The organism is Terribacillus sp. FSL K6-0262, assembly GCF_037977385.1.
Classification (GTDB): Bacteria; Bacillota; Bacilli; order Bacillales; family Amphibacillaceae; genus Terribacillus.
The window spans coordinates 2,888,661-2,907,771 of sequence record NZ_CP150277.1 but is presented as its reverse complement, the minus strand read 5'-3'; the positions used below and the strand labels follow the sequence as shown (position 1 = coordinate 2,907,771).

The 19,111-nt window shown below is 48.4% G+C and carries 18 protein-coding genes; 9 read left to right on the top strand and 9 right to left on the bottom strand.

Annotated elements, in window-relative coordinates; genetic code table 11:
- Window positions 1-5 precede the first annotated feature (5 nt).
- From MHI54_RS14820 to MHI54_RS14795, 6 genes are all read left to right on the top strand, one after another.
- A complete protein-coding gene (locus MHI54_RS14820) occupies window positions 6-872 on the top strand; it encodes an ABC transporter ATP-binding protein (RefSeq protein WP_340081972.1) in 867 nt (288 codons plus the stop codon).
- Window positions 865-1,473 (top strand): ABC-2 transporter permease, encoded by a 609-nt coding sequence (locus MHI54_RS14815; RefSeq protein WP_340081971.1) that lies wholly within the window; start codon window positions 865-867, stop codon window positions 1,471-1,473. Before MHI54_RS14820 ends, MHI54_RS14815 begins: the two co-directional genes overlap by 8 nt.
- A gap of 270 nt (window positions 1,474-1,743) precedes the next feature.
- A complete protein-coding gene (locus tag MHI54_RS14810) occupies window positions 1,744-2,595 on the top strand; it encodes an STAS domain-containing protein (RefSeq protein ID WP_340081970.1) in 852 nt (283 codons plus the stop codon).
- 175 nt (window positions 2,596-2,770) lie between these two features.
- Window positions 2,771-4,249, top strand: a complete 1,479-nt coding sequence (locus MHI54_RS14805; RefSeq protein ID WP_095215628.1) for an aldehyde dehydrogenase family protein — start codon at window positions 2,771-2,773, stop codon at window positions 4,247-4,249.
- A 105-nt stretch (window positions 4,250-4,354) separates the two neighbouring features.
- Window positions 4,355-5,098, top strand: coding sequence for a thermonuclease family protein (locus tag MHI54_RS14800; protein WP_340081969.1), 744 nt, complete (start codon window positions 4,355-4,357; stop codon window positions 5,096-5,098).
- 126 nt (window positions 5,099-5,224) lie between these two features.
- Window positions 5,225-5,677, top strand: a complete 453-nt coding sequence (locus MHI54_RS14795) for a DinB family protein (protein WP_340081968.1) — start codon at window positions 5,225-5,227, stop codon at window positions 5,675-5,677.
- 142 nt (window positions 5,678-5,819) lie between these two features.
- Here MHI54_RS14795 and MHI54_RS14790 read toward each other — a convergent pair whose 3' ends face one another.
- Window positions 5,820-6,491: a peptidase E gene (locus tag MHI54_RS14790; RefSeq protein ID WP_340081967.1), complete on the bottom strand. Its 672-nt coding sequence runs from the start codon at window positions 6,489-6,491 to the stop codon at window positions 5,820-5,822.
- A gap of 277 nt (window positions 6,492-6,768) precedes the next feature.
- Here MHI54_RS14790 and MHI54_RS14785 point away from each other — a divergent pair, with 277 nt between their 5' ends.
- Both MHI54_RS14785 and MHI54_RS14780 read left to right on the top strand, forming a co-directional pair.
- Window positions 6,769-7,476: an MBL fold metallo-hydrolase gene (locus MHI54_RS14785; RefSeq protein WP_095215631.1), complete on the top strand. Its 708-nt coding sequence runs from the start codon at window positions 6,769-6,771 to the stop codon at window positions 7,474-7,476.
- Window positions 7,469-7,999 (top strand): TetR/AcrR family transcriptional regulator, encoded by a 531-nt coding sequence (locus tag MHI54_RS14780; RefSeq protein ID WP_095215632.1) that lies wholly within the window; start codon window positions 7,469-7,471, stop codon window positions 7,997-7,999. Before MHI54_RS14785 ends, MHI54_RS14780 begins: the two co-directional genes overlap by 8 nt.
- Window positions 8,000-8,216: 217 nt before the next feature.
- Here MHI54_RS14780 and sdhB read toward each other — a convergent pair whose 3' ends face one another.
- From sdhB to MHI54_RS14765, 3 genes are read right to left on the bottom strand one after another with little or no spacing between them, the layout of a single operon-like run.
- Window positions 8,217-8,993 (bottom strand): succinate dehydrogenase iron-sulfur subunit, encoded by a 777-nt coding sequence (sdhB, locus tag MHI54_RS14775; RefSeq protein ID WP_095215633.1) that lies wholly within the window; start codon window positions 8,991-8,993, stop codon window positions 8,217-8,219.
- The gene (gene sdhA / locus MHI54_RS14770) at window positions 8,993-10,762 is read right to left on the bottom strand and encodes a succinate dehydrogenase flavoprotein subunit (protein WP_095215634.1); all 1,770 of its coding nucleotides are present in this window, start codon (window positions 10,760-10,762) and stop codon (window positions 8,993-8,995) included. The genes sdhB and sdhA overlap by 1 nt, the downstream gene beginning before the upstream one ends.
- A 32-nt stretch (window positions 10,763-10,794) precedes the next feature.
- Complete coding sequence (locus MHI54_RS14765) at window positions 10,795-11,415, bottom strand: succinate dehydrogenase cytochrome b558 subunit (protein ID WP_095215635.1); 621 nt, start codon at window positions 11,413-11,415, stop codon at window positions 10,795-10,797.
- Between the two features lie 318 nt (window positions 11,416-11,733).
- Here MHI54_RS14765 and MHI54_RS14760 point away from each other — a divergent pair, with 318 nt between their 5' ends.
- On the top strand, window positions 11,734-12,177 hold the full coding sequence (locus tag MHI54_RS14760) for a DUF2507 domain-containing protein (RefSeq protein ID WP_095215636.1): 444 nt from the start codon (window positions 11,734-11,736) through the stop codon (window positions 12,175-12,177).
- 104 nt (window positions 12,178-12,281) lie between these two features.
- On the opposite strand, the gene uvrC is transcribed toward MHI54_RS14760, so the two are convergent.
- The 5 genes from uvrC to polX all read right to left on the bottom strand — a co-directional run bounded on the left by uvrC (window position 12,282) and on the right by polX (window position 19,075).
- Window positions 12,282-14,075 (bottom strand): excinuclease ABC subunit UvrC, encoded by a 1,794-nt coding sequence (uvrC, locus tag MHI54_RS14755; RefSeq protein ID WP_340081966.1) that lies wholly within the window; start codon window positions 14,073-14,075, stop codon window positions 12,282-12,284.
- 78 nt (window positions 14,076-14,153) lie between these two features.
- The gene (trxA, locus tag MHI54_RS14750; RefSeq protein ID WP_095215638.1) at window positions 14,154-14,468 is read right to left on the bottom strand and encodes a thioredoxin; all 315 of its coding nucleotides are present in this window, start codon (window positions 14,466-14,468) and stop codon (window positions 14,154-14,156) included.
- 99 nt (window positions 14,469-14,567) lie between these two features.
- The gene (locus MHI54_RS14745; protein ID WP_095215639.1) at window positions 14,568-14,972 is read right to left on the bottom strand and encodes a DUF350 domain-containing protein; all 405 of its coding nucleotides are present in this window, start codon (window positions 14,970-14,972) and stop codon (window positions 14,568-14,570) included.
- Between the two features lie 20 nt (window positions 14,973-14,992).
- Window positions 14,993-17,335 carry an endonuclease MutS2 gene (locus MHI54_RS14740; RefSeq protein WP_095215640.1) on the bottom strand — a complete coding sequence of 781 codons (2,343 nt, stop codon included), beginning with the start codon at window positions 17,333-17,335 and terminating at the stop codon, window positions 14,993-14,995.
- A 24-nt stretch (window positions 17,336-17,359) separates the two neighbouring features.
- Complete coding sequence (polX, locus tag MHI54_RS14735; protein ID WP_340081965.1) at window positions 17,360-19,075, bottom strand: DNA polymerase/3'-5' exonuclease PolX; 1,716 nt, start codon at window positions 19,073-19,075, stop codon at window positions 17,360-17,362.
- Between the last annotated feature and the right edge of the window lie 36 nt (window positions 19,076-19,111).

The window sequence follows — 19,111 nt, the reverse complement described above, 5'->3', positions numbered from 1 at the left end:
TGCAAATGGAGAATGTAGTGGAATTGAGCAATGTGTCAAAGAGTTTCAAAGATTTCTCTATCAATGACATGAATCTGCAAGTGAAGCGCGGCTTTGTGCATGGCTTTATCGGTGCAAATGGTGCTGGTAAGTCAACGACGATCAAGATGATGATGAATCTGCTGCAGCCGGATGCCGGTGGAGTGAAGGTATTTGGGTTGGACTACAAGACACATGAGAAAGCCATCAAGCAACGAATTGGATTTGTCTACGATGACAATGTGTATTTCGAAGGTCTGCATTTAAAAGATATAAAACGTATTGTAGCTCCAGCGTACAAACATTGGGATGATGCATTATTTGCCCAATATGCGGAACAGTTTGAGCTTCCGCTCCATAAATCGATCAAACATTTCTCGAAAGGTATGCAAATGAAGGCATCCTTGGCGATCGCTTTGTCCCATCATGCAGAGCTGATCATCATGGATGAGCCGACAGCAGGCCTGGATCCTATTTTCAGACGGGAGCTGCTCGGGCTTTTACAGGAAATAATGCTGGATGGGAACCGCACCATCTTCTTCTCCACCCATATCACCACAGATTTGAATCGCATCGCAGATTACATAGCCTTCATAAATCGGGGGGAATTAATTTTTAATGATTCCATCCATGACATAACGGAAAATTATGCGCTTGTCAAAGGAAGGACAGAGTTTCTGGATCAAGATACAGAAAAGGCATTCGTGCACTTAAATCGTTTGTCAACAGGCTTTGAAGCCCTGACGGAAAATGTGGATGCCGTGGCAGAAATTTTTGGGGACAGCGTGGTTATTGAAAGGGCCACACTTGAGGATATTATGTTTCATTTGAAAGGCGGTGTGCAGCGTGTTTAATTTAATCAGGCGGGACTTCATCATCCAGAAACGTCAACTGCTGCTCTATCTATTACTGATATTATTTTTTGTCATAGTGGGAAGACAGGATTCAGTTTTTATCTTTCTGCTTGCCAGTCTCATAATGCCCGTGAATACGATTGCTTATGATGAAAAACCGGAAACAAACATTTTATTGAATTCGATGCCTTATACACGCTTCGAAATCATTGCTTCCCGCTTTCTCGGGACAATTGTTTTCATCATTTTATCTATCGGGGTGACGAGTGTTTTATTGTATGTTTTCAATAGGCCTTTTTCAATCGCAGATATTGCCATAAGCAGCAGTCTGGCCTTATTGCTGCTATCTTTTTACCTGCCGATGACTTACATCATGAAACCAGGTTATAGTTCCCCATTTGCATTGGTCAGCTTCCTGGTTTTGGCTGGTATCGTTCCTCCTATAGTATCCTACTTAGGAGAAAGGCTGACATCCGTAACGGATTTCCTTCTCGGTTTATCTATGCCAATCCTTTATACGAGCGCCCTGCTTCTTGGCATAGTCATTTACACAGCTTCCTGGGGTATCACTACATTCATTTATCGACGGAAAGCCTTTTAGTTGGTTCCTATCAAGATCACACTATAAAAAGCGTATTCAAGCCATCACTTGGATACGCTTCTTACTTTTCAAACACTTCCCTGCCAGAAATGGACTTTGTTTAATCACGGGCCGTATCGGGAATAACAGTAGGCAGACTTGTACGGAAAGCTGTTTGTTTCACAAATAAGGGGGGGCTTTTCCAATCCCTTTTAGCTTTCCTTACCCATTCTCATGGATTATCATTGAAGAAGTATGTTCATAAAGCAGTACATTTAAAGGGGAATCAGAATGAAAGACGAATTAAGATATATTGGTCGGAAGATACAGAAGAACAAGGACATCATAGCCGATTCTGTCCTGCAGAACCTCGATTCGAAGCTGAACCAGGAGCTTCGCATTTTATCCCTTCCAAAAGAAGAGTTATCCGAATTCAATGCAGAACTTGTTTTCAACATCGGTGCCATTCTTTTCGCGGAAGATAATAAGGAAGAAGTAAAACAGAACTTCCTTTGCTGGGGAGCCAGGGCCGGAAAGACCGCTACTGAAATGAATACCTCTTTGACTGCCACATTACAGTATGTATCCAGCTTCCGGAGCGTCATATGGAACATTTTCACAGAGGAACTGGAGGAACGCCATTTTGCTCCCATTACGATGCTTGACGTATCGAAGATCATCGACCCGATGCTGGAGATGGTCAGCTTTGAGATTGGCAAGCAGTTCGAGAGCCATAATACGAAGATGATGAATATTGCGTACAGTGCGCTGGAAGAACTGTCCGTTCCGGTCGTTCCAATTTTTGAAGGATTGGCAGTGATACCTATTGTCGGGGATATCGATACGCACCGTGCCCAGCTGATCATGGAAACAGCGTTGACACAGGGAAATGCCCTGGAACTGAATCATCTCGTTTTGGATGTTTCGGGTGTTGTGATGATCGATACGATGGTGGCCGACCAGATTTATCAAATTGTCCAGTCCCTTAAAATCAGCGGTATCGAAACGATCATCACTGGTATCCGACCGGAGATCGCCCAGACGATGGTGTCGCTCGGTTTGGATTTCAAATCACTCTCCACATTATCCAGCCTCAAGAATGCGCTGCATCTTTTAGGGTACGGCAAATTGAAAAAAAGCTGATCGTTCTCCGGTCAGCTCTTTTTCCATTTTTACGCCTGTGCAAAGATCCCTCCCTGTTACATTTAAGCCTCCTGGGCTTCATTCTTTATAAAAATATTTTACTAAATAGGTTAATAACCTCCGATTTCCGGGTAGATTATTACTATGTTTTCAATCTAAAACGGAGGGATGCTTTATGCCGACCGAACCTATCGTCATCGATGCCATCATCGATGGCAAGAAACACAAAGCAGAGAAACAAGCCCCCCGCGAGAATCCGGCACATCCGGAGGAAATCGTCGGGTACGCACCATTGAATACGAGAGAAGAAACCATCCAAGCGATCGATGCAGCAGATGCAGCTTTCACCACCTGGCGAGAGACAACCTTCGATGATCGAATCGCCCGCATGAGACGCGCCATCCAGAAAATCAAAGATAAGACTCCGGAAATTGCAGCCCTTCTGTCACGGGAGCACGGCAAGGCATTGTATGATGCCGAAGGAGAGATTGGCGTTTCCTTGATGTGGATGGAATTTGCTTGCGATAATATCGCCGAGGCCCTCCAAAATGAGGTACAGGAGCATAGCGGCGGCAAAACGATCATCGCCCATGATGCAGTTGGCGTCGTCACTGCCATTTCCCCTTGGAACTATCCGATTTCGCTCTCCACCATCAAAATTGCGCCGGCGCTGCTTGCCGGAAATACGATGGTGCTGAAACCAAGCCCGCTGGCCCCTCTTGCGGTCAGCAAAATAACGGAGCTGATCGCCGATGAATTCCCGCCGGGTGTATTGAATCTGGTGCACGGCGAAGCCGAGGTTGGCGTAGAATTGACCTCTAATCCGAAGGTTGCCAAAATCGCTTTTACAGGCGGAACCGAAACGGCGAAGCATATCATGAAAGCTGCAGCCGATACGATCAAGCATATGACACTGGAACTCGGCGGTAATGATGCCGCCATCGTGCTGGATGATTTTGATGTGAATGACGAAAAGGCGATGCGGCGGCTTGTTATTTCGAATTTCCTGACAGCCGGGCAGATTTGTATGATTGCCAAGCGGGTATACGTACATGAATCCATTTTCGATCAGTTTATCGAAAAATACCGGGAAGCAGCCGATAAATGGATCCGAGTCGGAGATCCATTTGATGAAAGAGTCACGGTGGGTCCTGTCAATAACAAAAAGCAAATGGAATTTGTCCAGAGCCTGATCGATCAGAGCCAGCAAAAAGGCGCCGAAGTCATCAAGCTTGGAAAGATAATGGATGAAGAATTATATCAGCAGGGTTACTTTATGCAGCCCACGCTTGTGCTGGGTGCTGATTATGATGATCCAATCGTGGCGCAGGAACAGTTCGGACCTACCGTGCCCATCCTGCCCTTCAAGGACGACAAGCATGCCATTCAGCTTGCCAATAACAGCATTTATGGGCTGACCAGCTCGGTATGGGGCAAGGAAGAGCATGCCGTTGAAGTAGCGAAACACATCCAAGCCGGTACGACCATGATCAATACAGCTGCCATCCAGGGACTGGATGTCCGCTTCCCGTTCGGTGGCGTGAAGCAATCCGGAATCGGACGCGAATATGGAAAAGAAGGTCTTCTCGCCTATGCTGAAACGCATGTCATCAATATGCCAAAGACGTTGGATCTGCCATATATACCAGAATGAAAAAAGCAGTGCATCCGGTAAAGATGCACTGCTTTTTGCTCTTGTTAGCCGGCGTTTTCCTTCGTATCATAAGGATAGCTACAGCTATGAAGGAGCATTCACAACATGAAAAATACGATACATAGTACAATTTGGCTGATCATCTCCTTGTTTTTGATCAGTGCATGCGGAACAGCCAATACCTCAAATGAGCATCCGGATTCGAAGACACAGGCAACGACGACGTCCGGAACGACAGATAGAGCCGAAGTTTCACTGGTAAGGATCGTGGATGGGGACACCATCAAAGTGAATTACAATGGTCAAGAAGAAACAGTCCGCTATTTACTCATCGATACCCCCGAGACGAAGGCACCAAACAAATGTGTGCAGCCTTACGGGAAAGAAGCTTCCAAACGAAACGAAGAATTGGTGACGAATGCAGATAAACTGGAGCTGGAGTTCGATGTAGGGGAAAGAATGGACAAATATGGACGGCTGCTTGCTTATGTTTACGCAGATGGAGTAAGCGTCCAGCAGACCTTGCTCGAGGAAGGATTGGCACGGGTGGCTTATGTGTATCCGCCAAATACGCGATATCTTGATGCATTCGAGGAAGCCGAAGCATCTGCCAAAAACAAAGGTGCTGCAGTTTGGAAGCAAGACGGATATGCTACGGAACGCGGCTTTGACGGCTGTGCCACCAATCAGGATACCTCTGATGCATCAAATGAGGACAACTCAAATGAATCAGCGAACTTTGCCAATTGCACGGAATTGAGAAAAACATACCCTGATGGTGTACCAAGCACCCACCCTGCTTATCAGCGCAAGTTTGACCGGGATAAGGACGACTATGCTTGTGAATGAGGATTGATCCTAGCGCTGATTGCGATCAAACTGGTACAACTTATCCGATTCACGCAGTTTTCCACGGATGACATACCGATTGCTATCATTTATAGTGGACATGAATAATCTAAAAGGAGTGTACATATGAGCAAAACAGCATATTGGAAAGAAAACTGGCTGCAGCACCGCAATGTATTGATCAGCCTGCTGGACCAAATCGAAGATGGCCATCTTGATTTCAAGCCATGGGAAGATGCGATGGCACTTCGCGACCTGGTACTTCACATAGTCGGATCGAATGACATGTTCGTGAATATGGTAAAAACAGAAACAATGACGGCACCGGAGCTTCCCGAAGTCCATACGATGGACGACCTGAAGAAAGCCGTTCAGCATTTCACGGATCAGACCATACAAGCCTTTGATAAGGTCACAGATGAAGAATTGGCTTTGCAAAATGAAGCAAAAATCCCCGGTATGCAAGGCAAAAAAGAACTCTATCTGCAGGCTATGTATGATCATGAGCTGCACCATAAAGGACAGCTATTCCTTTACGCTCGCCTGGTCGGAGCAACTGACCTGCCTTTCTTCCGCTAAGAAAGCGGCCTTGCAGACAATCGCTGCAAGGCTGCTTTTTATTTTTTCAAAAAACCGCTATACATTCGAGAAATAAGGATGATCTCTGCTGCCTGACCAAGGCAGCCAGCATGTTGTGTTGGATACAAATGTGATAGAGAATCTAATCCAGGTAAGCAGCCGGTATAGCCTCTTCAAAAGTTCCAACTCCTTGCCTGCTTATTTTATATGCGGGGGTATTCCTCCTGGAACAGATTACATGAATCAACTGTTCATCCACCCCGTATCCTTCTTTCATGGTCCCTTTCCCGATGGCCTCCAAATATGCCGGCCTCCGCTTTATCTCGCCATCAAAATGCGGACAGATACTGCCCGATAGCATACCTAGCCCCTCTATTGCATACAGAGGTCCATTCAATGAATCTGTCACACCTTCTTCAAACCAGCAATTAGCCCCTGCACTAATCCCCGCCAGGATCACGCCATTTTGATAAGCTTCGGCTATTATCCCATCCAACTCCCATTCCTGCCACAATACCAGCAAATTCCGCGTACTGCCTCCACCGACATAGAGAATATCCTGTTCCAACACAAAATCATGCAGATTCTGAAACAACGGCTCAAATAAAGACAGATGACAAGGTTTGCATGTAAGCCGACCGAATGCTTCATAAAAACGCCGGATATACTCCGGCTTATCGCCGCTGGCTGTCGGAATGAAGCAAATTCTAGGTTCTTTTTCCTCACTTTGCGAAAGAATATATCGATCAAGTGCCAAGTTGTCCGGCTCCATTGAAAATCCTCCGCCGCCAAGGGCAATGACCTGCCGTTTCACTGAACTCCCCTCCTCCATATGCATAAACTGCAAGCAAACAACGAAACCAGCAGCTGTGAGTGGCGTCGAATGACCAGCCGAATCTCCACACTGCCGTCTGCTCAAATCCTCCATCCGCAGCGTCTGTTTCTCCCAGCATACGAATGAAGCCCTCCTGCTTAGTCGAAATTTCTTATGCTCACCCTATCATAAATCCAACTCATGGGAAATAATTCCTTGCTAAACTAATGCCATTAGTTTATAGTTTAACTAATATCATTAGTTTGGAGTGGGATTCATGCGTATTCGTAAACAAGATAGTTTATATCAGCTTACTTTCATGCCTCGTTTATTTCCAGTGAACTGTTATTTAATTGAAGAAGAAAACGAATTGACATTGGTTGATGCTGCCCTGCCTTCCTCCGTATCATCCATTCTTTCAGCTGCCCGTACAATCGGAAAACCGATTACCAGGATCGTGCTGACACACGCACATTCGGACCATATCGGCGCTTTGGACGGCTTGAAAGCTGCCTTGCCTGATGTGAAGGTCATGCTGTCAGGGATGGAGTGGGATATACTCCACAATAAAGAGAAAACAGCAGAGGGGCTTCCGATCAAAGGCAGCTATCCAAAAGATATCAGGACAAAACCAGATGATCTCTTGAACGAAGGTGATCGAGTCTGCTCACTTGAAGTCATTTCCTCCCCCGGGCACTCACCAGGTATGCTGGCATTTGTCGATCGTCGGAATGGCGCGCTTCTTGCCGGAGATGCCTTTCAGCTCCGCGGAGGAATGGCAGTCTCCGGGGATGTCAGATGGCGATTCCCATTCCCTGGCTGGGCAACTTGGAATAAGGAGTGCGCGATTCAATCTGCCAGGAAGCTGGCAGACTTAGAACCTACTATCCTGGCGATTGGACATGGCGATCTACTGCACAGCCCGGCAGCCAAAATGAACGAAGCAATCCTGCTTGCTGACAAAGGGACAAGACGTCATGCCTAAAATGCATCTCACAAAAACTGACATTCTAGATGCCGCACTTTCTTTAGCAGAGCAGCACGGCTATGAAGCTGTCACCATGGCAAACATTGCCCGATCCCTGACAATCAAACCGCCCTCCCTGTACAACCACTTCAAAAACCTGGAGGAGATCAAGCAGGCAATGGCTGAAGCTTCCCAAAAGCAACTGTATGAGGCTTTGAAAGGTACAGAACAGACGGCACAGCCAATGCTGTCACTCGCAAAGGCGTATGTGACTTTCGCGAATACCAATCCCGGGTTGTATGCTGCTTCCCTGCCAGGCGGTAATGGGGAATATGCAAATGCTCTCGTTCAACTCGTCGGAGCCGCCCTTCAATCTTATGAGTTGGAAAATGAAAAAAAGATCCATGCAATCCGCGGCTTCAGAAGTATGCTGCATGGATTCGTCGACTTGATTAATCGAGATGGATTTAAGCTGGACGTCGGCTTGGAAGCATCCCTTGAAGAAGTGGTTGATATATTCGAACGCGGTTTAAGCTCGTAATCCCTTGGTTATTGGAGCCGATCCAAGTTGCATTTTTGGATGACAGGGAATCCCGACTGGGCAGTAAACTCTGAATATCGTCTTGCTTGCCTACTCTCAGTGATTGAAATTAACATGAAGCATGATTGACTCTTCGTGAAACGTACTGCAATATAAAAGCCCGATCAAAGCAAAAACGGAACTCTATATAAGAGTTCCGTTTTGTTATTATAATTTCTCAATAGTTCGAATCGCTTCCGAAGAAGTTCTTGAACGACTGGATATTTGTCGCACGGTTCATTTCGGCGATGGATGTGGTCAATGGAATACCTTTCGGGCAAACCTGCACACAGTTCTGTGAGTTACCGCAGCTGCCGATGCCTCCCTCACCCATCAGTGCTTCCAGACGTTCTGCTTTATTCATCGCGCCAGTCGGATGGGCGTTGAACAAGCGCACTTGGGAAATCGGGGCCGGTCCGATGAAATCGGATTTGTCGTTTACGTTCGGGCAAGCTTCCAGGCACACACCGCAGGTCATGCACTTGGAAAGCTCATAGGCCCATTGCCTTTTCTTCTCTGGCATACGCGGACCAGGACCAAGATCATACGTACCGTCAATCGGCACCCAAGCCTTCACTTTTTTCAAGCTGTCGAACATCTGGGAACGGTCGACTGCCAAATCACGGATGATCGGGAACGTGGACATCGGCTCTAAACGGATCGGCTGCTCCAATTTATCGATCAGTGCTGCACAGGATTGCCTTGGTTTACCATTGATGACCATGGAACATGCTCCACAGACCTCTTCCAGACAGTTCATATCCCAATAGACCGGGGTCGTTTCCTTCCCTTCCGCATTCACCGGGTTTCTCCGTATCTCCATCAATGCAGAGATGACGTTCATATTCTCCCGGTATGGCACCTTGAACGTTTCTTCATAAGGAGCGCTGCTCGGATCATCCTGACGGGTCACAATCAGTGTAATCGTCTCTTGCTTCGTTTTCGTCGCTTCCATTATGCTTTTGCCTCCTTCGCTTTCGCTTGGCTGTAGTCGCGTTTTCTCGGCTTGATATAGGAAGTATCGACATCTTCGTAATAGATATCTGGCGAATTGGAGGATTCGTCATATCTGGCCATCGTCGTTTTCAAGAACTCCTCGTCATTCCGTTCCGGGAATTCCGGTTTATAATGGGCGCCGCGGCTCTCATTGCGCTGATATGCACCGATCGTCATCACTCGGGCCAAGTGCAGCATATTCTTCAGCTGGCGGGTGAACATGACGCCTTGGTTGCTCCATAGCGATGTATCGTGGATATTGATATTGTTCCAGCGCTCCTGCAGCTCCTGCAGCTTATCATCCGTTTTAAGCAGTTTGCTATTTTCCCGGACCACGGTCACATTATCCGTCATCCATTCCCCCAGCTCACGGTGCAGCTTGTACGCATTTTCCTTGCCGTCCATTTTGATCATCTTATCGAATGCAGCCTGCTCTTTGGCAAGAGCATCATCGAACAGCTTGCTGGAAAGATCATCTGCATGCTTATCCAGACCCTCGATATATTTGATTGCATTCGGTCCGGCAACCATTCCGCCATAGATCGCCGACAGAAGGGAGTTTGCGCCGAGGCGGTTGGCACCATGCTGGGAATAATCACATTCGCCGGCTGCAAAGATCCCTGGTATATTCGTCATCTGATCATCGCTGATCCAAAGTCCGCCCATGGAATAATGCACTGCCGGGAAGATTTTCATCGGTACCTTGCGCGGATCGTCCCCCGCGAATTTTTCGTAGATCTCGATGATTCCGCCCAGTTTGATATCAAGCTCTTTCGGATCCTTATGGGACAGGTCGAGATAAACCATGTTCTCCCCATTGATGCCGAGCTTCTGATTCACGCAGACATCGAAGATTTCCCTTGTCGCGATATCACGTGGCACAAGGTTGCCGTATGCTGGATATTTCTCTTCAAGGAAGTACCAAGGCTCCCCATCCTTATACGTCCATACACGACCGCCTTCCCCGCGGGCGGATTCACTCATCAGACGTAGCTTATCGTCACCAGGGATGGCCGTAGGGTGGATCTGGATGAACTCTCCATTCGCATAAATTGCACCTTGCTCGTATAAAGCACCGGCCGCAGAGCCTGTGTTGATAATCGAGTTTGTCGACTTACCGAAGATGATACCAGGACCACCTGTCGCCATGATGACGGCATCTGCCCTGATTGCGCGCAATTCATGGGATTGGATGTTCTGGGTCAGGATACCGCGTCCGACACCTTCTTCATCGATGATGGCGTGGACGAATTCCCAACCCTCGTATTTCGTAACAAGCCCGGCTGTCTCATGACGCCGCACCTGCTCATCGAGCGCATATAAGAGCTGCTGACCAGTCGTCGCACCGGCATAAGCTGTCCGGTGATATTGCGTGCCGCCGAATCGGCGGAAATCCAGCAGCCCCTCCGGTGTGCGGTTGAACATGACGCCCATCCGGTCGAGCATATGGATGATGCTTGGCGCTGCTTCACACATCCCTTTGACGGGTCCTTGGTTGGCAAGGAAGTCCCCGCCGTACACCGTATCATCGAAATGCTCCCAGGTGGAATCCCCTTCCCCTTTTGTATTCACGGCTCCATTGATGCCCCCTTGGGCACATACGGAGTGCGAGCGTTTGACCGGAACGATGGATAACAAATCTACATGAACGCCGGCTTCTGCTGCTTTGATGGTCGCCATCAAGCCTGCCAGACCCCCGCCGACAACAACTATATTTCGTTTACTCATATCTTTAAGTCCCCTCTCTTAAAGCTGCTTTCTTATACTCCCATGCTGAATGCCAGCAGTGAGCGCACCCCCAAATACGTTACGCCAAGGAACACAAGCAGCGTCGCATATGTCGCGATTCGCTGGGAACGCGGAGAAACCGTGATTCCCCAAGTAACCAGGAAGCTCCATAAGCCGTTCGCGAAATGGAACGTCGTGGAAATGACGCCGATCAAGTAGAACCAGAAGAAGAATGGCTGCGTCAGGATGGCCTCCATGAAATCAAAATCAATCGTTTCCTGGGTAAAAATCGTCATGACCCGGGTTTGATAAACATGCCATGCAATGAAAATCAATGTCACGATACCCGTGATCCGCTGCAGCAGGAACATCACGTTCCGGAAATATCCGAATCTCCTTGTATTGTTCTTGCTTGTCAGCACGATGTACACACCGAGAATGGCATGATACAGGATCGGTATGTAGATGACCACCCATTCAAGCACGAAGCGGAATGGCAGGTTATGCATGAAACTGGCAGCAGTGTTGAAGCTGCCGCTTCCATATGCAGCGAAATGGTTGATCACCAAATGCTGGATAAGGAAAATTCCGATTGGAAGCACTCCCAACAACGAATGAAGCCTGCGGTAGAAAAACTCTCGATTCTCGTTCATACGTACCCCCTCAGTAGCTCTCTGAATTAACAGAATGATTGCGTTTTCATAACCGATTAAAAATAAAATCGATCGAAAACCGAATCCGTTATTAACAATATTATTGTATAACTATCAAAATTAGGCGTCAAGAAAACGCTTTAAAAAATTTACTAATCTATTTTTTTATTTTTTATAATCCGTGCGGCTCACAGCGAATCCTGTCAGTTTCCTAAACATTGCCCATTCAGCTAAAAGCATTGGCAGTTTACCTGGTTTTCGTGTTAAAGTGAGTAAAGATACTTTGTAATTGCAACAAGGCGGGAAAGGAAGACATGCATGCAAAAGAAAATGCAACAATTCGACAAGGATTATATGGAGCAGCTCATCACCCACGGAGCCGGCCATGATATATTGCGTTTTGTCAGTATACCAGACTTATTAGGTGAGGACGCTTCCTCCATCCTTTATGTGATGGGCAAGAAGCTGGCGCGGCAAGTAAAGCCGGCATCGCTGGAACAAGTCGAGGACTTTTTCATTCAGATGGGCTGGGGAAATTTGAACCTTGTCAAGCAAAAGCGTCACGAAATGACATTCGAACTCTCTGGAGCTCCAGTCATACATAGATGGGAAGTCGGTCTCGGTCAGGAATACCGGATGGAAGCTGGATTCCTCGCTGCCAGCATCGAGCAGATCAAGGAACTTTTTTGTGAATGCGTGGATGAGAACGTGCCGAAGAAGGAATATGTCCAATTCAATGTCTATTTTGCCAAAGAAGATTGAAAAAAGGCATCTGCAGAAGCAGATGCCTTTTTTATTGCTGATGGATCAGGTATTTGCAATCCTTTTAACAAAAAGAAACTAGACCCTGTTTCCAAGGTCCAGTCCTATTCACCTTCCGTTTCGGGAGGATTGTTCAAATGGTTCAAGATGACTTCTGCCGTAGGTGCAGGTATACCGAGCTTGGTGATTTCATCGACCGATGCTTCTTGAATGGCAGTGACGGATTTAAAATGACGCATGAGCAAACTTCTGCGCTTCTCGCCCACACCCGGGATATCATCCAGCTTCGATTTGATTGCGCTCTTTCCGCGCAGCTGGCGGTGGAAGCTGATGGCGAAGCGGTGGACTTCATCCTGGATGCGCTGTACCAGATAAAAATCCTGGGCATTCCGATCAAAATCGACGACTTCCGGCGGGTCGCCGTACAGCAACTCACTGGTCCGGTGCTTGTCATCCTTGGCAAGGCCGCAAACCGGTATATCCAGTCCCAGTTCGTCTTCCAGAACTTCAATGGCAGCACTCATCTGCCCTTTGCCTCCATCGATGACAATCAAATCTGGAAGCGGCAAATCATCCTGCAGCACCCGCTTATAGCGTCTGCGGATGACTTCACGCATCGTATCGTAGTCATCCGGCCCTTTTACATCCCTTATCTTGTACTTACGGTATTCCTTCTTGTCCGGACGGCCATCGGTGAAGACGATCATCGCCGAAACCGGATCGGTGCCTTGGATGTTGGAATTGTCAAAAGCTTCGATGCGGTGCGGTGTCGCAATGTTCAGTTTCTCGCCCAGCGATTCAACCGCTTTGATCGTCCGATCCTCATCGCGCTCTATAAGGGAGAATTTCTCTTTGATTGCGATTTTGGCATTCTTTCCGGCAAGCTCCACAAGCTCTTTTTTCCGGCCGCGGTATGGAATGGCTACATCCGTTTCCAGGAGCTGCTGCAAGCCTTCCGCATTCGTCCCTATCGGTACAAGCACTTGCTTTGGCAGCAAGTGGTTTTGATGCAGATAAAAACGTCCGACGAATGTAAGGAAGGTTTCCTCTGGTTCATCGAAGAACGGGAACATGCTCACATCGCGTTCGATGAGCTTCCCTTGGCGGATGAAGAATACCTGCACACACATCCAGCCCTTGTCATAGGCAAAGCCGAATACATCACGGTCTGTCTGATCCGTCGTTGTCATCTTTTGCTGCTCCATGACGGATTCGATATGCTGGATTTGATCGCGCAGCTCCTTGGCCCGTTCAAAATCGAGCTCTTCGGCAGCTTCCTGCATCTTCTGCTGCAGGTCCTTTTTGATCTGATGGTGGCCGCCGTTCAGGAAGGTCGTGATATTCTGCACGATGTTGCGGTTTGTTTCCTGTGAGACAGGATAGACACACGGTCCCAGGCATTGGTGCATGTGGTAGTACAGACAGACTCTATCCGGCATCGTATTGCATTTACGCAGCGGGTACAGTCTATCCAGCAGCTTCTTGGTCTCCCTGGCTGCGATGACGTTCGGATACGGACCAAAGTATTTGCCTTTATCTTTTTTCACTTTTCGCGTCACCAGCAAGCGCGGCTGTTCTTCTGCTGTGATCTTCAAATAAGGATATGTTTTATCATCCTTCAACAGGATGTTATATTTCGGATCATATTTCTTGATCAGATTCATTTCAAGGATGAGTGCTTCGATTTCGGAGGAGGTGACAATATATTCGAAATCCACGATCTCTGCAACGAGCCTCTGGGTCTTGCGGTCGTGTGCCCCGGTGAAATAGGACCTGACCCGGTTGCGCAGGAGCTTGGACTTCCCTACATAAATGACCGTCCCATTTTTATCCTTCATCAAGTAACAGCCAGGCTGCGGCGGCAGAACAGCGAGTTTATCAGTGATCGTCTTGTTCATTCGCTTTCCCCTTCTACTAGTGCTTTACATAAAGGAACCCTTGCTACAGGATTGTAACAAGGGATCTCAAGTTCTTACTTACGCGTGTTTGTTGACAAGCTCCACAAGTGCTTCTTTCGGCTGGTAGCCGATCACTTGATCCACGACTTCGCCATCTTTGAAAAGAAGCAGTGTCGGGATGCTCATCACACCGAATTTACCGGCAGTTGCTTGGTTTTCATCGACGTCAAGTTTTACGATTTTGACTTTATCGCTCATTTCACCGTCGATTTCTTCCAATACTGGTGCAATCATTTTACATGGGCCGCACCAAGTTGCCCAAAAGTCAGCAAGGACAAGTCCTTGGCTTGTTTCTGTATTGAAGCTTGCATCTGTAGCATTTACAATTGCCATGTTACATTCCTCCTAAATAAAAGCTTTCATCGAGTATAGCACTGCTGCAGTCCGGAACGCTACTAGTTTGCTTAGAAGCGTCCATTCCTAAACATCGCACTAAATACTTGCTCCTATAACATAAGATAATCCTACTGAAATAACAAGCGAAATAAATCCGACAGCCCGGTTATCATTGGCTATTTCGCGGTCGATTTTGTATGTCGGTGTCAGGAACTCGAAAATAAAGTAACCGATCAGCAGCAGTACGAAACCGATCGAGCTCCACATGATGCTCTCCAGGATCCCATCATTATGCTCATAGGAAAAGCGCAGCACATTCGCAACACCGAACATCTTACCTCCTGTTGCCATGGCAACAGACAGATTGCCCCGGCGGATTTCTTCCCAATTCTTATAGGAAGTCACCAGCTCGAAAATAGCCATGAAAACGATGATGCTAAGCACAGCAACGCTATAGCGCGCAGCTGTCAGGACGATCGTATTTTCCCAAAATGACTCCATAACCCGAATTCCCCCGATGATTACTGAAATTCAAGCACAGTCACACCGGTCCCGCCTTCGCTCATGCCGCCGGAACGATAGTTTTTCACAGCACGGTGGCGCTTGGCGAATTCCTGTACGCCTGTGCGCAATGCACCCGTTCCCTTGCCGTGGATGATCGATACTTGCGGATATCCAGCCAAAAGCGCATCATCCACATATTTCTCGACGCGGCGCAAAGCATCCTCGTAGCGTTCCCCGCGTAAATCCAGTTCTGTGCTCACATGATAGGCGGAGCCTTTGACGGTTGCGACTGGCTTTTCTTTTAATGCGTCCTGTCTCTTTACGAATTCGATGTCTTTTCGTTTCGCTTTTATTTTCATTATTCCGATTTGGAGCAAATATTCTTTGTCGCTGACTTTCTCGACGACGGTTCCCTTTTGTCCCAGCGTCAGCAGGAGAACTTCATCCCCGGGCATGAGCTGTTTGGATTCCTTCGTTTTCGGCGCTGCCTTCGAACCTTTTTTCGCAAGCTCCGGTGACGCATCTTCCAGCCGTTTACGGGCTTCGATGATTTCATGCTCTTTTACGCTCGCTTGGTTTTTCATCGTACGGAGGGAAGCAACAATCTCTTCGGCTTCTTCCCTGGCCCGCTCGATTGCCTTGGCAGCTTTTTCTTCGGCTTTCTGGTACAAGCGCTCCCGCTTGGCATCGAATTCCTGCCATTGTTTCTCCAAATCACGCTTCAAAGCCTCAGCTTCTTCAAGCTGGGACCGTGCTGCTTCATGATCATGCTCTGCCTGTCTGCGGGACGTTTCCAAGGAAGCTATCATATTCTCGACACTCTTTGAATCGGTGCCGATCAATTCCTTGGCGCTATCGATGATCGATTCCTTCAAGCCGAGGCGCCGGGAAATCTCAAAAGCGTTACTGCGTCCAGGGACACCAATCAGCAAACGATATGTCGGCTGGAGCGTTTCCACATCGAATTCCACACTGGCATTGACCACACGGTCGCGGTTATAGCCGTACGCTTTCAGCTCCGGATAATGAGTCGTGGCCACGACAGTCGCTCCGCGTTTGATCGTTTCGTCGAGGATGCTCATGGCGAGCGCCGCCCCTTCCTGAGGATCCGTTCCGGCACCAAGCTCATCGAACAGCACAAGCGATTGATGATCGACTTGCTGGAGGATATCGACTATGTTGACCATATGCGAGCTGAAGGTACTCAAGCTCTGCTCGATGGACTGCTCATCGCCAATGTCAGCGAACACATTCGTGAATACTGCCATTTCCCCGCCGTCAAGCGCAGGCACTTGAAGACCAGACTGCGCCATCAGTGTACAAAGGCCAATCGTCTTGATTGTAACGGTTTTACCGCCGGTATTCGGACCAGTGATGACGATGGTGGAATAATCCTCCCCAAGATCGATATCATTTGCCACCACTTGCCCCGGATCGATCAGCGGGTGCCGTGCCTGTTTCAAATGAATGATGCCCTTGTCATTCATTTTTGGCATCGAACAGCGCATCGCTGCCCCCAGCTTCGCCCGGGCCGAAATAAAGTCGATTTGCCCGAGAATCTCGATATTGGCCAGCAAGATCGCTTCATCCTCTGCAACACGTATACTGATTTCCTTCAGGATTCTTTCGATTTCCGCTTTTTCCTGTGCTCTTGCTTCCTGCAGCTGGTTATTCAAATCAACGACGGCCTGCGGCTCCATGAACAATGTCTGGCCAGAGGAAGATTGATCATGGACAATCCCGCCGATCGCTCCGCGGTATTCCTGTTTGACCGGCAGCACGTAACGATCGTTGCGGATTGTGATGATGGAATCCGACAGCATCTTACTTTTGGAACGGGTATACGATTCCAATTTCTCCCGGACCCGACTTTCATTCGTACGGATCCGGGACCGTATGCCGCGGAGGCGTTCTGACGCCCCGTCCATGACCCGGCCGTGATCGTCGATGGCATTCTTGATATGACGCTCCAGATCACTCAGGGATACCAGCTGTTCCACGAGACCCCTGATGATCGGCAGCTCCGGTTCTTCCAGCTCTTCGATGAAATGCTTGAGATTCTTCCCGCCATAAATCGTACTTGCAATATCGAGACATTCATTCGCATTCAAGATCCCGCCGATGACGGCGCGCTTGACACTTGCCTGGATATCATGGATGCCGCCAAGCGGTATGCCGCCTCGCAGCCGGATGATGGAAGCCGCTTCATCCGTTTCCGCCTGCAGCCGCTGCACCTCATCCAGCTCTGTTGCCGGCTGTATTTGCATGGCTCTTTTTTTACCGAGTGACGATGCTGCCTGTTCACTCAGCTTTTGTATGATTTTATCGAATTCCAGTACACGGAATATTCGTTTATTCATGTTTTCCCCCCACTTTTTTAGCTGTTATTTGCGCTGAAAAAGCTCCATCAACTGACTCTTGGACCATGTGTTGATGACGGTCTCCGGTTTCAGCCAGCCCTTGCGCGCCATCGCCACACCGACTTCCATGAAGGAAAGCGTTGCGTAGCTATGGGCATCGGTATTGACAGCAATCTTCACACCGAGCTCCTGTGCCTTCTTCAAATAAGTCCACGATAGATCCAGCCGGTTTGGGTTGGCATTCAGCTCGATGACTGTACCTGTTTCCGCCGCTTTTTCAATGAGCCATTCCGGATCGGCTGCATAGCCGGCCCTCCTGCCGATCAGACGGCCGGTCGGATGGGCGATGACATTGACATTCGGGTGCTCCAGCGCTGCTGTCAGACGCGCCTTGATTTGATCTTTGGACTGCGAGAAACTGGAATGGATCGCTCCGATGACATAATCCATCTCTTTCAGGAAATCATCGTCGAAATCCAAACGAGCATCTGGCAGGATATCCATCTCGACACCTGCGAATATATGAAAATCAGGATATAGTGCGTTCACGCGTTCGATTTCTTCCCGCTGTTTCCGCAGCCGCTTTTCGTCCAAGCCATTGGCCACTTTCAAATACTTGGAGTGATCCGTGATAGCGATATAGGAATAGCCTAGCTCCATCACCTGTTTCGCCATCTGCTCGATTGATTGCGCTCCATCGCTCCAGGTCGAGTGCATATGCAAATCCCCTTGGATATCCGATAGCTGGACGAGCGGCATTTCTTGTTTGAAGCTATCGAGTTCGCCTTGGGCTTCCCTGATTTCGGGAGGGATGAAGGACAAACCGAAGTGTCCGAAAAAGTCCTTTTCGGATTCGAACGTTGTCATCTCCCCCGTTTCCACATTCTCCACACCATATTCACTGATGCGCTCCCCGCGCTTTTTCGCCAGCTGGCGCAAGGCGACGTTGTGGTCCGCAGAACCGGTGAAATGGTGCAGCGTCGTTGCGAAGGCTGCTGGTTCGATCATTCGGAAATCTACATTGATGTCATATCCTTCTTCCAATGTGACGGACACTTTTGTGTTTCCCTTGGCAATGACTTCCTTCAAGTTATCGATCGTGAGCAGCTGTTCCTGAACACTCTGCGGATCATTGGTTGCAATGATGAAATCAAGATCCTTCACCGTTTCCTGCATCCGCCGCAGGCTCCCTGCCCGGGCGTATTGTTCGATTCCATCCAATGACTCCAGGAAGGTCTCGATTCTCTCGGCAAGCGGCAGCATCATCGCAATCGGGATCCGCTCTGGCCTGGATCCGACATTGGCCAGGCCATCAAGGATCTTTTCCGCCGATTTCTTTCCGAATCCGCTTAACGATGCGACTTTACCTGATTCGACTGCCTCTTTCAAGGAAGATGCATCCACCACGCCGAGCTCCTGGTACAGCTTGGCCAGCTTCTTCCCGCCAAGACCGGGCAGATCAAGCAGCGGTACCAATCCTTCCGGAACCTCTTCCTGCAGCTGACGCAATGTATCGGATTCTTCATTTTGCATGTATTCCTCGATTACCGCGGCAGTGCCCTTGCCTATTCCATTCAAGGATGTGAAATCCTCGATCTCATCGATTGATTGGTCATTGGCTTCCAGAGCTGCTGCAGCTTTCCGGTATGCCGATACCTTGAATGTATTTTCCCCTTTTAGCTCAAGATAAATTGCGATTGTCTCAAGCAATTTCACGACGTCTTTTTTATTGACTGCCATTATTCTCATCCTCCCAAAACAAGGTAGAAAACCCTT

Excerpts from the sequence above, each read along its gene's own strand:
- MHI54_RS14800 (WP_340081969.1), top strand. The coding sequence starts at position 4,355 with ATGAAAAATACGATACATAGTACAATTTGGCTGATCATCTCCTTGTTT.
- MHI54_RS14805 (WP_095215628.1), top strand. The coding sequence starts at position 2,771 with ATGCCGACCGAACCTATCGTCATCGATGCCATCATCGATGGCAAGAAA.
- trxA (WP_095215638.1), bottom strand. The coding sequence starts at position 14,468 with ATGGCAATTGTAAATGCTACAGATGCAAGCTTCAATACAGAAACAAGC.
- sdhB (WP_095215633.1), bottom strand. The coding sequence starts at position 8,993 with ATGGAAGCGACGAAAACGAAGCAAGAGACGATTACACTGATTGTGACC.
- MHI54_RS14760 (WP_095215636.1), top strand. The coding sequence starts at position 11,734 with ATGCAAAAGAAAATGCAACAATTCGACAAGGATTATATGGAGCAGCTC.
- MHI54_RS14740 (WP_095215640.1), bottom strand. The coding sequence starts at position 17,335 with ATGAATAAACGAATATTCCGTGTACTGGAATTCGATAAAATCATACAA.
- MHI54_RS14795 (WP_340081968.1), top strand. The coding sequence starts at position 5,225 with ATGAGCAAAACAGCATATTGGAAAGAAAACTGGCTGCAGCACCGCAAT.
- MHI54_RS14765 (WP_095215635.1), bottom strand. The coding sequence starts at position 11,415 with ATGAACGAGAATCGAGAGTTTTTCTACCGCAGGCTTCATTCGTTGTTG.
- uvrC (WP_340081966.1), bottom strand. The coding sequence starts at position 14,075 with ATGAACAAGACGATCACTGATAAACTCGCTGTTCTGCCGCCGCAGCCT.
- sdhA (WP_095215634.1), bottom strand. The coding sequence starts at position 10,762 with ATGAGTAAACGAAATATAGTTGTTGTCGGCGGGGGTCTGGCAGGCTTG.
- MHI54_RS14785 (WP_095215631.1), top strand. The coding sequence starts at position 6,769 with ATGCGTATTCGTAAACAAGATAGTTTATATCAGCTTACTTTCATGCCT.
- polX (WP_340081965.1), bottom strand. The coding sequence starts at position 19,075 with ATGGCAGTCAATAAAAAAGACGTCGTGAAATTGCTTGAGACAATCGCA.
- MHI54_RS14745 (WP_095215639.1), bottom strand. The coding sequence starts at position 14,972 with ATGGAGTCATTTTGGGAAAATACGATCGTCCTGACAGCTGCGCGCTAT.
- MHI54_RS14780 (WP_095215632.1), top strand. The coding sequence starts at position 7,469 with ATGCCTAAAATGCATCTCACAAAAACTGACATTCTAGATGCCGCACTT.
- MHI54_RS14810 (WP_340081970.1), top strand. The coding sequence starts at position 1,744 with ATGAAAGACGAATTAAGATATATTGGTCGGAAGATACAGAAGAACAAG.
- MHI54_RS14820 (WP_340081972.1), top strand. The coding sequence starts at position 6 with ATGGAGAATGTAGTGGAATTGAGCAATGTGTCAAAGAGTTTCAAAGAT.